The organism is Cupriavidus phytohabitans (assembly GCF_000426345.1).
GTDB lineage: Bacteria > Pseudomonadota > Gammaproteobacteria > Burkholderiales > Burkholderiaceae > Cupriavidus.
Map to the genome: position 1 here is coordinate 118,795 of NZ_AUFE01000007.1, position 12,126 is coordinate 130,920.

Annotated in this window: 14 protein-coding genes; 9 read left to right on the plus strand and 5 right to left on the minus strand. The window is 65.4% G+C overall.

Annotation, left to right across the window (positions count from 1 at the left end; translation table 11 throughout):
* Nucleotides 1-6: 6 nt before the first annotated feature.
* Genes K309_RS0107685 through senB form a run of 3 tightly spaced genes read right to left on the minus strand, consistent with a single transcriptional unit; the run spans nt 7 to nt 2,907 of the window.
* Nucleotides 7-858: a putative selenate ABC transporter substrate-binding protein gene (locus K309_RS0107685; protein ID WP_029045880.1), complete on the minus strand. Its 852-nt coding sequence runs from the start codon at nt 856-858 to the stop codon at nt 7-9.
* Nucleotides 842-1,915, minus strand: coding sequence for a selenide, water dikinase SelD (gene selD / locus K309_RS0107690; protein WP_198030799.1), 1,074 nt, complete (start codon nt 1,913-1,915; stop codon nt 842-844). The genes K309_RS0107685 and selD overlap by 17 nt, the downstream gene beginning before the upstream one ends.
* Nucleotides 1,912-2,907: a selenoneine biosynthesis selenosugar synthase SenB gene (gene senB, locus K309_RS0107695; RefSeq protein ID WP_029045882.1), complete on the minus strand. Its 996-nt coding sequence runs from the start codon at nt 2,905-2,907 to the stop codon at nt 1,912-1,914. Before senB ends, selD begins: the two co-directional genes overlap by 4 nt.
* Here senB and senA point away from each other — a divergent pair.
* The 4 genes from senA to K309_RS0107715 all read left to right on the plus strand — a co-directional run bounded on the left by senA (nt 2,906) and on the right by K309_RS0107715 (nt 5,965).
* Nucleotides 2,906-4,111, plus strand: a complete 1,206-nt coding sequence (gene senA / locus K309_RS0107700; protein ID WP_029045883.1) for a selenoneine synthase SenA — start codon at nt 2,906-2,908, stop codon at nt 4,109-4,111. The two genes, senB and senA, sit on opposite strands and share 2 nt — an antisense overlap.
* 142 nt (nt 4,112-4,253) lie before the next feature.
* Nucleotides 4,254-4,832, plus strand: coding sequence for an elongation factor P (locus tag K309_RS0107705; RefSeq protein ID WP_029045884.1), 579 nt, complete (start codon nt 4,254-4,256; stop codon nt 4,830-4,832).
* 155 nt (nt 4,833-4,987) lie between these two features.
* Nucleotides 4,988-5,428, plus strand: a complete 441-nt coding sequence (locus K309_RS36120; RefSeq protein WP_035876998.1) for a hypothetical protein — start codon at nt 4,988-4,990, stop codon at nt 5,426-5,428.
* A 210-nt stretch (nt 5,429-5,638) separates the two neighbouring features.
* Nucleotides 5,639-5,965 (plus strand): hypothetical protein, encoded by a 327-nt coding sequence (locus tag K309_RS0107715; RefSeq protein ID WP_029045885.1) that lies wholly within the window; start codon nt 5,639-5,641, stop codon nt 5,963-5,965.
* 65 nt (nt 5,966-6,030) lie between these two features.
* On the opposite strand, the gene K309_RS0107720 is transcribed toward K309_RS0107715, so the two are convergent.
* Nucleotides 6,031-7,107: an AI-2E family transporter gene (locus K309_RS0107720; protein ID WP_029045886.1), complete on the minus strand. Its 1,077-nt coding sequence runs from the start codon at nt 7,105-7,107 to the stop codon at nt 6,031-6,033.
* Nucleotides 7,108-7,289: 182 nt separating this feature from the next.
* Here K309_RS0107720 and K309_RS0107725 point away from each other — a divergent pair, with 182 nt between their 5' ends.
* From K309_RS0107725 to K309_RS0107740, 5 genes are all read left to right on the plus strand, one after another.
* The gene (locus tag K309_RS0107725; protein WP_232232330.1) at nt 7,290-7,922 is read left to right on the plus strand and encodes a TetR/AcrR family transcriptional regulator; all 633 of its coding nucleotides are present in this window, start codon (nt 7,290-7,292) and stop codon (nt 7,920-7,922) included.
* A complete protein-coding gene (locus tag K309_RS42850; protein ID WP_232232331.1) occupies nt 7,898-8,320 on the plus strand; it encodes a metal-dependent hydrolase in 423 nt (140 codons plus the stop codon). Before K309_RS0107725 ends, K309_RS42850 begins: the two co-directional genes overlap by 25 nt.
* Before the next feature lie 11 nt (nt 8,321-8,331).
* Nucleotides 8,332-8,997, plus strand: coding sequence for a hypothetical protein (locus K309_RS42855; protein ID WP_232232332.1), 666 nt, complete (start codon nt 8,332-8,334; stop codon nt 8,995-8,997).
* 304 nt (nt 8,998-9,301) lie between these two features.
* Complete coding sequence (locus K309_RS0107735; protein WP_029045888.1) at nt 9,302-10,363, plus strand: VWA domain-containing protein; 1,062 nt, start codon at nt 9,302-9,304, stop codon at nt 10,361-10,363.
* Nucleotides 10,364-10,766: 403 nt separating this feature from the next.
* Nucleotides 10,767-11,168, plus strand: a complete 402-nt coding sequence (locus tag K309_RS0107740; protein WP_029045889.1) for a cupin domain-containing protein — start codon at nt 10,767-10,769, stop codon at nt 11,166-11,168.
* 131 nt (nt 11,169-11,299) lie between these two features.
* Here K309_RS0107740 and K309_RS0107745 read toward each other — a convergent pair whose 3' ends face one another.
* A complete protein-coding gene (locus K309_RS0107745) occupies nt 11,300-12,103 on the minus strand; it encodes an SDR family NAD(P)-dependent oxidoreductase (protein WP_029045890.1) in 804 nt (267 codons plus the stop codon).
* Nucleotides 12,104-12,126: the final 23 nt, after the last annotated feature.

Consider the following 12,126-nt stretch of genomic DNA (forward strand, 5'->3'; position numbering starts at 1 on the left):
CCTGCATCACTGGATGAGGCCCGCGGCGCGGGCTGCGGCCTCGATGCCGGCGTAGTTTTCGGGCCGGGTGGGAATGTACCTGGCGGTCCGCTGCAATGCCATGATCTCCCGGTGCTCGGGATTGGCCGGGTCAAGTCGCAGGAACGCTTCAGTCAGCTTCTTGCGCAAGGCCGGATCGAGCCCGCCGCGCACGGTCCAGTTGTAGTCGTAGTAGGGCGGTGTGACGGCAAATACCCTGACCTTGGCGGGGTTCACCTTATGCTGTTCCACCAGCTTGTCCCACACCGAGGCATTGAGCACGCCGGCGTCGGCCTTGCCCGCCTGCACGAAAGCCACCGTCGCATCGTGGGCGCCCGAATAGGCGACCGTCTTGAAGGCCTTGTCCGGGTCGATACCGGCCTGCAGCAGGAAGTGCCGCGGCATCAGGTGGCCGGAGGTCGAGGACGGCGCGCCGAAGGCGAAGGTGTGGCCCTTGAGGTCGGCCAGCGACTTGATCGCAGGGTTGGCCGTGATGAACTTGCTGGTGAACGCGGCATCTTCCTGGCGCTGGACGATGGGGATGGTGGCTCCCTTCGTGCGGATCTTGCTCTGCACATAGGTAAAGCCGCCCAGCCATGCCATGTCGATCTTGCCGGTGGCCAGCGATTCGACCACCGCAGCATAGTCCGTGACGGGCACGAACTTCACCTTCATGCCGGTTTCCTTCTCCAGGTAGCTGCCGAGCGGCGCGAACTTGCGCTGCAGCTCGGTGGGGGCCTCGTCGGGAATGGCCGAGACCTTCAGGACGTCCTGGGCACAGGCGAGGCCGGCAAAGCCAAGCAGGGTCAGCGCGGCAAGGTGCTTAAGCAATGGCAACACGGGCGGCTCCTTGCGTCATTTCTCCGATCACGGCAGCGTCTGCAAAGCCTTCCCGGCGAAAGATCTCCAGGATCTCGTCGACTGATTCCGGCGCGCATGACACCAGCAAGCCGCCGCTGGTCTGGGGATCGGTCAGCAGTGCCTGCTGGCTTGGCGTGACCGACCTGGACAGGTCCACCTCGGTGCCGTAGCTGACCCAGTTGCGCCCCGATGCGCCGGTCACCAGCCCTTCGGCGGCCATGCGCTCGACACGCGGCAGCAGCGGAATCCGCGCCATCTCCAGCCGGGCGCCGACGCCCGCGCCACGGCACAGCTCCAGCAGATGGCCGAGCAGGCCGAAGCCTGTCACGTCGGTCAGCGCGTGGACCCCCGGCAGTTCGGCCAGCAGTCGGCCGGGCGTGTTGAGCCTGGTGGTGCAGGCAATCAGTTCCTGATAGCCGGCCGCGTCGAGCTTGTCCTTCTTCACCGCGGCGGACAATATGCCCACGCCTAAGGGCTTGCCGAGGATCAGCTTGTCGCCCGCCTCGGCGCCGCTGTTCTTCTTGACCCGATCCGGGTGCACCAGACCAAGGACCACCAGCCCGTAGATCGGCTCAAGGGAATCGATGGTGTGGCCGCCAGCGACCGGGACGCCCGCCTCGGCGCAGATCGATTCGCCGCCTTCGAGGATCTTGCCGATGACCTCGGGCGGCAGCTTCTCGATGGGCATGCCAACCAGCGCCAGCGCCATGATCGGGGTTCCGCCCATGGCATATACGTCGGAGATGGCGTTGGTGGCGGCGATACGCCCGAAATCGTACGGATCGTCCACCACCGGCATGAAGAAATCCGTGGTGGCGATCAGGGCCTGGCTGTCATTGAGCTTGTAGACCGCCGCGTCGTCGCAGGTTTCCTTGCCGACCAGCAGGGCTGCCGGAGCAGGAAAGCCGACCGAGTTCCTGAGGATTTCGGAAAGTACACCGGGGGCGATCTTGCACCCGCACCCGCCGCCGTGGGAGAAGGCGGTGAGCTTGATCTTTGCGTTGTCTGGCTGATCCACAGGGGAACTCCGCGTCATTCTGGTTTCAAGGCGTCGGCGACAAGTTTACTCACTTCCAACCGTTCCCGCGCCGGCGCAAACAGCGGTGCGCGAACAGCGCATTGCTGCCGCAGGCGGTTCAGGTACACGGCATCCTGGCTGGCGCGTTCCAGCACCAGCGCCAGTTGCGTGGCATCGCCCAGCGGAAAATAGCCTTCGTAGTCCCGGCCCAGCATGCCGACGTTGCCCGGGATGCGGCTGGCCAACACCGGCACGCCGCTGGCGATAGCCTCGATGATCACGTTGGCGCCGCCTTCCATGATGCTGGAGATCACCATGGCCTGCGCTTGTCGGATGCGCTGCAAGGTTTCCTCATGGGGCAGGTTCCTGAGCCAGACATAGCGCCGCACGCCGGGCCAGGCTTGTGCTTCCAGCGCCAGGGCCGCCCGCTCATATGCGTCATCCAGCGCGCCACCGATGTGGATCAGGCGCACCCGCGAATCGTCGGGAAGCAGCGAGAGGGCGCGCATGGGCGTCAGCGGGTCTTTTTCCGCCCGCATGTGGCCGACCAGCACGACGTCGAAGTGATCCTGGTCGGGTGCCGCGGGCGCGCATGCCAAGGCAGACTGGTAGATCACCCGGCACTTGGCGCGATGGGTGGCCTCCAGTTCGGCCAGCCCTTCCTCCTGCAGCACCACCAGGTGGGTGGCGAGGTCGAGCGAGCGCCGGGCCGATGCATCGGTGCGGATGTCCCGGTACAGATCGGTGCCGGTCAGCACGACGATCAGCGGACGATCCGGACAAGCCTCGGCGAACCTGGCGATGGACTCTGCCGAGCGTCGGGCGTGCAGGGCGATCAGGCAGTCGGGCAGGGCGCCGCCCCGGCTGGCCGTCGACCACTCGGCGGCCAGCGTGACATCGTAGTCTTCCTGCAGGAACCGGAACCAGCGATTTGCGGTTTGCCAGTTGCCATTGTTGGCTTTGCGCAGCGCCGGGCTGATAATCGCGACGGTGGCCTTGGGAGGACGCATGACGATAGGTTCTGAGGGGGCGGCAGCAAGAAGGATAAACAAGTCCGGGCTGGATGCGGCGTTTGCGGATGCGCACCGGCGCACCTGGGGCGTGCTTCAGGACCTATCGCCGTCCCAATGGCAGGTTCCTTATGATGCGGGAATCAATCCGCCCTTGTGGGAGTATGGCCATCTTGCCTGGTTCACGGAGCATTGGATACTGCGGGAGCCGCGTGCCGGCCAGGACGGCCGCTGGAGGGCCAGCCTCCCGTCGATGCTGCCGGACGCCGACCGTCTCTTCGATTCCATGCGCGTCGCCCACCGGGATCGTTGGCATCTTGCGCTGCCCCGGCTTCCCGAGATCCGCGACTACGCAGCCGCCGTGCTGGAGCACGCGCGCGCCAGGCTCGCCGCATCTGACGATACCGACGCGGCGCTGTATTTTTTCCGCCTCGCCTTATTCCACGAAGACATGCACGCCGAGGCGCTGACCTACATGCGCCAGACGCTCGACTATCCGCTGCATGCGCCGCGCGACATGCCTGCCATTGCGCCGGGTGCCGGCTCGGCAACCGCAGGCGGCGACACGTTCCTGATGGGGGTGCCCGCCCGGGATGACGGGTTCGTCTTCGACAACGAGAAGTGGGCCCACCCGGTTCACATCGCCCCGTTCCATATCGATCGCGCTTGCGTCAGCAATGCCGCATTTGCGGAATTCGTGGCCGCCGGCGGCTACCGCGACCCTCAATGGTGGTCCGACGACGGACGCGCATGGCTGCAACAAAGCAAGCTGGTGCATCCGGTGCGCTGGCGCCGGACACCCGGCGCCAGCCCCCCGGGGCAATGGGCGTTGCGCTGGTTCGGCCAGTGGGTGCCGCTGCCGCCCGAACAGCCGGTGTGCCATGTCAATGCCTACGAGGCGGAAGCCTATTGCCGCTGGGCCGGCAGGCGCCTGCCCACGGAAGCCGAATGGGAGTATGCGGCAATCCATGACCTGATCCGCTGGGGCGGGGCCGTGTGGGAATGGATGGCTGATCCTTTCGCGCCATATCCGGGTTTCTCGCCCGACCCCTACCAGGAATATTCCGCCCCCTGGTTTCACACGCATCGCTCGGTTCGCGGCGGTTCGTTCGTCACCCATGCCCGCATGCAGCATCCCCGCTACCGGAACTTCTACCTGCCGCACCGCAGCGACCTCTTCGTCGGATTCCGCTGCTGCGGTTGAGGGGTAGCGCGCCTGCTTTCCATGGCGGAGGCGCCAGCGCTGGCACTGGCCGCGGCGCGCACGCGGCGCCAATGGGTTTGTTGAAGGAGTGTTGTAGTGCTAGGCTGAAGGCGAACCTTGCCGCCCCCAGGCGGAGACACCGATGGTCGAAGCTTCCGAACTGAAGTCGGGCATGGTCATCATGCTTGAGGGGGAACTTCATAGCGTTGCCAGCGCCGGGTACCACGCCGGCAGTGGCCAGCAGGGAAGCGCAGTTTTCGCCAAGTTCAAGAACCTGAAGACTGGTCACATCAAGGAGCTGCGGTTACGCCCGAGCGACAAGCTCGAAGAAGTCGCGCTCGATCACCAGGAGATGGAATATCTGTACACCGATGGTGGCGCCTTTTATTTCATGAATCCCGTCACCTTCGAGCAGATCAGTTTTCCCGCGGACACCATCGGGGCATATCAAAAATTTCTTCGCCCCAGTATGCGAATCCCGGTGCAGCTTTATGAGGGCGAGCCGGTCACCATCGCATTTCCCCCTGCGGTCGAGTTAACCATCGTGTCCACGCCACCGGGCCTGCATGAACATGAAACGTCTACCTTCAAGGCTGCGACGCTGGACAACGGCATGGAAGTTCTCGTTCCTCAGTTCATCAAGGAAGGGGACACGGTGCGAATCGAGGCTGCTTCGGGAAAATATCTGGAGCGGGTAAGGCGCGGGACGCGAAAATCGTGATTCCCGTGCGCCATCGCTCCCTGCGCGCGCCGCGCCGCTTACAGTCCCGCCGGGGACGGGCCGGCAGCGGCGGCAGTACCGTATCCGGTACCTGTTCTTCACTTTGAGCCTCGTGTCTGCATATTATGCAAGTATGCGAATGTCATGCATGACGCATGACCATCGTGGTCGCTCAGGAGTCGATCATGCACAAGCCACCCAAAGTGGATTTGGGCGGGACGCGGCGAAGCGGATCACCGCATCGGTCGCACACCAATCGCGCCATGCCCAGCGTCCTGGATCCGATCGAACCGGAAGAAGTGTGGGAAGACGTCGAGCGGGCCGTCGAGCAGATCGTCGAACGGGTGGTGGAGCCGGTCGATTTTCCTCGTGGCCACCATCCGGATGAAGACGATGCGCCGGAGGAAGGCCAGAATGAGATCACCCGTGCTGTAGAGAATATTCCCTCGGACAGCCCGGCAGACAGGGCGGACCATAGCGCAGTACGGGAAGAGCACCCGCCGATGCCGCCAAGCATCGATGACATCGTGGACCAGGATCTGCTCCCCGACCGCAAGTACGGTGCGCGGCAGGCCAGGAAGGCGGGCAAGCGATAACCCTCTACGGCGACAACAGGTTTTCGTGGCGCAAGCGCGGGCGGCCGATCTTGACCTAGACTAAAAAAGTGCCCTTCGCGCGCTTGGCGGGCGCTTTGGCGCAATGCAGCTTCACTGTTGGCCGCTTGCGGGCGAATGACAATGGCACGGGCAACACACTGTCATCTGCTGCCTGAATGCATGTGGATTGATATTCACGAAGGGGACATCATGTTGCAAGCCAGTGAAATGCAGCAACGCTTTAGTCATCTGCAGCAAACCATCAGCGACACCTCACGGACTTGTCATGCCGATGCGGGAATTCCACAGGACTTGATGAACTGGGTGGATGAACTCGACAAGGAATGCAAATCGGCATCGAAGGTCATGTCGTCCAAGGATGAGGACCGGATCCGGCAGTGGGTCGATGACCTCGAACGGATCGGCGATCGTGCAGACCGCGCTTGCCAGCAGGCCGGCGGTCTCGATGAGAAGGTCAAGGATGCAGTCAGTTCGATGCATTCCGAGCTCGCTGACCTGAAGCGCCAACTGCACTAACAAACCTGACAGCCCCGGTCCAACCCGCCGGGGCTGATTGCATTGCGCGACAGGTGTCGCGCCCGTTACCCCGGCGGTGGCTCCACCCGCTGCTCCGCCTGGCTTTCCAGCCATTCGCGCCATACGGCGAGCAGCACGGCGAGGATCACAGGCCCGACGAACAGGCCTATCAGGCCAAATGCCGCGAGTCCGCCCAAGACACCGAACATCACCAGCAGGAACGGAACCTTGGTGGCCCCGCTGATGACCAGCGGACGAACGACGTTATCGACCCAGCTCACGGCCGTAGCGCCCCACAGCAGGAGCCCTATCCCGGCCACGGTGTGGCCGGTGATGAGCAGCCATGCGCCAATGGGAACCCAGATCGCAAGCGCCCCAAAGGGAATCAGGGCAAAGATGGCAGTGGCAATGCCCCAGAACACTGGCGCGTTGACGCCTGCCGCCCAGTAGCCGATCCCGGCAAATGACCCCTGGGCGACTGCGGCGAGGAAGAGGCCGAACACCACGGCCCGCGCCGTGTCGCCCATTGCAATGACGTACCCGTGCGCGCGCGGCCCTAGAACCCCTTGCAGGACCAGGCGCAACTGCGCGAGCAATTGCTCGCCGTCGCGAAAGAAGAAGAATGCCGTGAGCAGTGTCAGGCCGATGAGCCCCGCGTTGAGTCCCACCCCGCCGGCCAGCCTTGCAAGGGCGCCGCCCCACCGTTCGATCAGCGCCGCGACCTGGGCACGCAGGGCTGCGCGGTCGCCCAACAGCACTGACAACCATTCCTGCAACCATTCGCCGACCCATGGCACGCGTGCGAGCGAATCCGGCAGTGCGACGCCCGCGTTCAGGATATCCGCCGCCTCGCGGTAGGCGGCGACCATCTCGGCACGCAGGAGGATGGTGAGACCGATGAGCGGCACGCCCAGCAACGCGGCAAGTACCAGCGTGGAGATCAGCGCAGCCCAGGTTCGCTGCCGGCGCAGCACGCGGCGCAGCCACGCGTTGAGCGGCCAGGTGACATAGGTGAGGATTCCGGCCCAGGCAAGCGGCACAAGGAACGGCCGCACTATGACGAAGGAAAGGGCGAGCAGCCCGCCGAGCAGGCACACCAGGAGAGTCCGGCGTACCCATACGGCTGCTTGGAAATCGGTCATGGAAGGGCACGTAGGCACGGCATCCGGGGCGATGCACGTTGCCACTATGCTAACCGCGACGTATCTCGCCGCAAAGGAGGCAATGGCAGCATCGCGCACATGGCCAAGAAATCGGCGCTTGGTGCGGGCTGCCTTTGTATGCTGGAAAGCAGCGTGGAGACGTATCTCTGGATGGCAATGCCATGAACGCGATGAACGACAATGCAGCCCTGGCCGGCCGGATCCTGGAGGTCGCCCTGATGCTCGGCGAACGCAGCGGCTGGGACGCCCTGCATCTGTATGACGTCGCCGACGACATGGGCATCGGCCTGGACGAGATTCACCGGCATTACCAGCAGAAGGACGACCTGGCCGAAGCCTGGTTCGAGCGCGCCGACCTTGCACTGGTGCGCGTGTCCGCGCGCGAAGGCTGGGGCGCGCTGTCCCACCGCGAGCGGCTGGAGCAGGCCATCCTTGCCTGGCTGGGGGCGCTGGCGCCGCACCGGCAACTCACTGCCCAGATGCTGCGCTACAAGCTGCAGCCGGAGCACGTGCATCTGCAGGTGCAGGGCCTGCTGCATATCAGCCGCACCGTGCAATGGCTGCGGGAAGCTGCACGCCTGCCAGAAGCCGGCTGGCGCCGCGAAGTGGGGGAGGTCGTGCTGACCGGCATTTTCCTCTCCACCTTCGGCCGCTGGCTGTGCGACGGTTCACCGGGCGCCGGCCGTACGCGGGCCTGGCTCGATCGGCAACTGCGATGCGCCGAGCGCCTGGTCCGGCGCCGGCCTGGCGATACCGGAGCCCGGCCCGGATGGACACGATCACCCACGCCTTGATGGGTGCGCAGGTTGCGCTGGCCGTCCCCATGGGCGAGGCTTCCGGCCGGCGCCTCGGCACTTGCGAGCGACTGCTGCTTGGCGCCGCCGCCGGAGCCTTTCCGGATATCGATTTCCTGGGCTTCCTGGTCGATCCGCTGCGTTTCCTGGCCCACTGGCATCAGGGACCGACGCATTCACTGCTGCTGCTTCCAGCCTGGGGCGCATTGCTTGCCGGATTGTTCTGCCTGGCGACGCGCCGGCGCCAGGCCTGGCGCGAAGCGCTCGGCGTCAGTTGCCTTGGCGTGGCCAGCCACATCGCGCTGGACCTGATCACCGTCTATGGCACCCGCATCTTCTATCCCGGCTCCGAACGGCGTTCAGCCTCGGCACCACCTTCCTGGTCGATCCGCTGCTGAGCGGTATCGTCGTGTCCGGCCTGGGCCTGGCACTGTGCCGGCCACCTCGGCGGCGTGCACGGGCAGCGCTGGCGGGCCTGGGGCTGCTGTGCGCCTATGTTGGCGTCCAGGGTGTCCTCAGGCACCGTGCGCTGGAACTCGGCAATGAATCGTTGCATGCCGCCGGCATCCAGGCGCAGGGCGTGGACGCGCTCCCCCAGCCGTTTTCTCCGTTCAACTGGAAACTGATCGCCCGCGCAGAGACGGACTACCATGTCGCGCACGTCAACCTGGCCGGGCATCCTGCCTGGGTGCCGCCATGGCAGGTGCTGGGGCGCCTGCCCGCCATGGCCAGGGCGTATGTGCCGCCCGCGCGCATGGCCTGGACACAGCGGCCGCGGCTGCCGCAGGCGCGCGCGGAGCGGGCGCTCGCATGGCAGCTCTGGGCGCGCCCGGACTTTGCCGATTTCAGGCGATTCGCAGTCTATCCGGCCCTTTCCGCCATCACGGCGATGCGGGCAACACCGCTGCCGCCGGGTGAAGCGGCCGCCTGCGTCTGGTTCACCGACCTGCGCTATGACCTGCCTGCCGTGGAAGACATCTTCCGCTATGGCTATTGCCGGGCCAGTGGGCAGGCGCCATGGCGGCTATACCGGCTTGCCTATTTCAGCCAGGACCAGCGCCAGCGCCTCGACTAGCATGGCGCTACCGGCAACGCCGTCCGGACTGATTGGCATGGCCAGCGAAGGCGCGGTGTCCTTTCGAAACGGCCAGCATCTGGTCCGCTATCCGGCATTTGCAGTCGCATGCAGCCTGCCGGTCGAAGTCCATGAGACCGGGGCGGAACTACTCGATCGTGTTTTTGCGGGCGGGGTCGTTAGCAAGCCCCTGAACGTTCGACGGGGCTATGGCCGGATCTCGGCGTGTTTGCCGCGAGGTCCTCTCTGTCGGGGGACATACACTAATACCATCGTCCTACCCACGTGCCAAAAGGAGCAGGACATGCAGTTTCTCTGGCCGCAGATGCTCTGGCTGCTGCTCTCGCTCCCCTTGCTGGCAGCCGCTTACCTGTACCTGATTGCGCGGCGCAAGAAGATTGCCTTCTTGTATGCCAGCCTTGCGCTGCCGCGTGCCGTGCTGGGCCGCAACCGACTGCGGCGTCACATCCCGCCGCTGCTTTTCCTGCTTGCGCTGGGCGCGGCCCTGCTGGCTTGTGCCCGTCCTACGGCGACCGTCACGCTGCCGTCCGACACCATCACCCTGGTACTGGCCATGGACACCTCCCTCAGCATGGAGGCGACCGACGTCGCGCCCACCCGGATCAGCGCGGCCCAGCAGGCCGCGCGGGATCTGATCGTCGGGCTGCCGGCTAGCGTGCGCCTGGGCATTGTGTCTTTTGCCGCCACGGCGACCGTGGTGCTGCCTCCCACCGACAACCGGCAGTACATGCTCGACGCGATCGATCGCTTCCAGCTCCAGCGAGGCACGGCGACAGGCAGCGGACTGATCCAGGCGCTGGCGGTGTTGTTCCCCGACGATGGCATCGACCTGGAAGCGATCCTCTTCAGTGGCGAGTCGCTCGCACCCGGGCCAGGTGGCAGATCGCTGGCCGAGGCCGCCGCGGCCGACGCCGTCCGCAAGCGCGATCAGGAGCAGCCTGCGGCGCAACCCGGCTCTTACCGGCACGGTGCGGTGATCCTGCTCAGCGATGGCCGCCGCACCACCGGCCCGGACCCTCTGGACGCCGCGCGCATGGCCGCCCAGCGCGGCGTGCGCGTCTATACGGTGGGTTTCGGTACGCCGCAGGATGCGGTTTCGGCGGTGTCTGGCCTGTCTTTCTACATGCAGCTGGACGAACCCACCTTGCGCGCGGTCGCGACGCTCACTGACGGCGAGTACTTCCAGGCTGGCTCGGCCGCGGACCTGACGCAGGTATACCGCCGGCTGAGCGCCCGTTTCGCGCTCGAGCGCAGGGAAATCGAGGTCAGCGCCTTGCTGGCGGCGGCCTCGGCCCTGCTGCTGGTGGCGGCGTGCGGGCTGTCGCTGCTGTGGTTCCGGCGGTGAACTGAAGCGCCGGCGACCTGGTCGCGTTCAGCTGGACAGCGGCCGCTGTCCGGGGGGCGTGGCCGACCCCGGGGGCCTGGTCCTGATTCCGCTTTCGCCGTTGCTGCCGCGCCGTTCCAGGCGCAACGCTCCCTGCCTTGTTGTTGTCTTCGAATGTATCGATTCAAGCCCTGGATACATGGGGATACGTTGGCGCGCTTCGCTCGCCATAGTCGAGATACATGCCTGTCATTCAATGCTGCCTATGCGGAGGATTCGTGTCGGTATGGTGTCTTCATCCACGACCCGGGAGTCGACCGCTGAGGGGAACAGTCTTCCCTCTCTTCTCTCGGCCCATACGTTGTTCATACGTGCCCGGTCCGGGGGAATTCCCACATTTCCAACTTTGGCAGAGGAACAACAGATGAAATCGACTCGCATGCTGGCTGCGGCCATGCTCTTCGTCGGCAGCGGCCTGGCGGTGCAGGCGGCTCACGCCCACACGGCAGGCGTCCATCGCACGGATCTTGTTCGGCACGATCTCAGCGCGCCAGATCGCGAAGGCATCCAGGTCCGGGTTGACTTCGATCCCGGCGCGTTCGCGCCGATGCATTCGCATCCGGGCGAGGAGATCGCGTATGTCCTGCAGGGAACGCTGGAATACCAGCTTGGCAGCAACCCGCCCGTCACGCTCAAGGCTGGGGAGGCCCTCTTCATCCCGGCGGGGACCCTCCACTCGGCGAGGAATGTTGGCAGCGGCACGGCATCGGAGCTGGCAACCTACATAGTGAAGAAGGGTGCGCCGCTGGTGGTGCCCGCCAAATGAGTACGTCCCGTGGCCCGGCGACGAAATCAGCGAAAGCGGGCACCGGGCGCTCGATGTTCAACGCCAACTCTCCAGGCAATCAATCATGACTACCAACTTCGCCCGCCGCTTTGCAATGGCTATCGCTCTGACTACCGCGCCACGCCGTACCGGGCCGCGGGCTGGTCACGCGACAGATTGGGGCCGAGCGCAGCGCGTGCGGCCTCAAGCGCCTTCCAGTCCGCGTCGTCAGGCAATGATGGCACGGTAATCACTTCACCCAGGTCAAGGCCGGCCAGCGCGGCATCGACCAGATCGTCGCCGCTCATCACGATGGCTTGCGGCAGGTTCTCGACCGGCTGGCCCGCGATGTCCCAGAACTCGGTTCGCGTTGCGCCGGGAAGCACGGCCTGCACGCGCACGCCCTTGCCGGCAAGCTCATGCTGCAACGACTGGGTAAAGGCCAGCACGAACGCTTTCGAGCCGCCATAGACGCCGTTCAGGATCTCGGGCGCCACCGCGACGATCGACGCGATATTGATGATGGTGCCTTCGCCGCGTGCCACGAATGCCGGCGCAGCGGCATAAGTCAGGCGAGTCAGGGCCGTGACGTTGAGCTCGATCATCGCCTGCATCTTGTCGACGTCCGACACCAGCAATGGTGCCGCGGCGCCAATGCCGGCGTTGTTGACCAGCGTGGTGATGCTGGCATCGCTGCGCAACAGCGCTTCGATGCGCCGGACATCGGCAGCCTGGCCAAGGTCCGCGGTCACGATCTCGACCGAGCGGCCGGTGTCGTCGCTGATGCGGCGGGCCAACGCTTCGAGCCGGGAGCGATTGCGCGCCACCAGGATCAGGTCGTGGCCGCGGCGCGCGAGGCGATCCGCATAGATCGCGCCGATGCCGGAAGATGCGCCGGTGATAAGGGCGGTGCCGGCGTGGATGTGGGTCGTCATGTCAATGCTCCGGGGTTCAGGGG

Excerpts from the sequence above, each read along its gene's own strand:
- K309_RS0107740 (WP_029045889.1), top strand. The coding sequence starts at position 10,767 with ATGAAATCGACTCGCATGCTGGCTGCGGCCATGCTCTTCGTCGGCAGC.
- K309_RS0107715 (WP_029045885.1), top strand. The coding sequence starts at position 5,639 with ATGTTGCAAGCCAGTGAAATGCAGCAACGCTTTAGTCATCTGCAGCAA.
- K309_RS42850 (WP_232232331.1), top strand. The coding sequence starts at position 7,898 with ATGGACACGATCACCCACGCCTTGATGGGTGCGCAGGTTGCGCTGGCC.
- K309_RS36120 (WP_035876998.1), top strand. The coding sequence starts at position 4,988 with ATGACCATCGTGGTCGCTCAGGAGTCGATCATGCACAAGCCACCCAAA.
- K309_RS0107705 (WP_029045884.1), top strand. The coding sequence starts at position 4,254 with ATGGTCGAAGCTTCCGAACTGAAGTCGGGCATGGTCATCATGCTTGAG.
- selD (WP_198030799.1), bottom strand. The coding sequence starts at position 1,915 with ATGACGCGGAGTTCCCCTGTGGATCAGCCAGACAACGCAAAGATCAAG.
- senA (WP_029045883.1), top strand. The coding sequence starts at position 2,906 with ATGACGATAGGTTCTGAGGGGGCGGCAGCAAGAAGGATAAACAAGTCC.
- K309_RS0107735 (WP_029045888.1), top strand. The coding sequence starts at position 9,302 with ATGCAGTTTCTCTGGCCGCAGATGCTCTGGCTGCTGCTCTCGCTCCCC.
- senB (WP_029045882.1), bottom strand. The coding sequence starts at position 2,907 with ATGCGTCCTCCCAAGGCCACCGTCGCGATTATCAGCCCGGCGCTGCGC.
- K309_RS0107745 (WP_029045890.1), bottom strand. The coding sequence starts at position 12,103 with ATGACGACCCACATCCACGCCGGCACCGCCCTTATCACCGGCGCATCT.
- K309_RS0107725 (WP_232232330.1), top strand. The coding sequence starts at position 7,290 with ATGAACGCGATGAACGACAATGCAGCCCTGGCCGGCCGGATCCTGGAG.
- K309_RS0107720 (WP_029045886.1), bottom strand. The coding sequence starts at position 7,107 with ATGACCGATTTCCAAGCAGCCGTATGGGTACGCCGGACTCTCCTGGTG.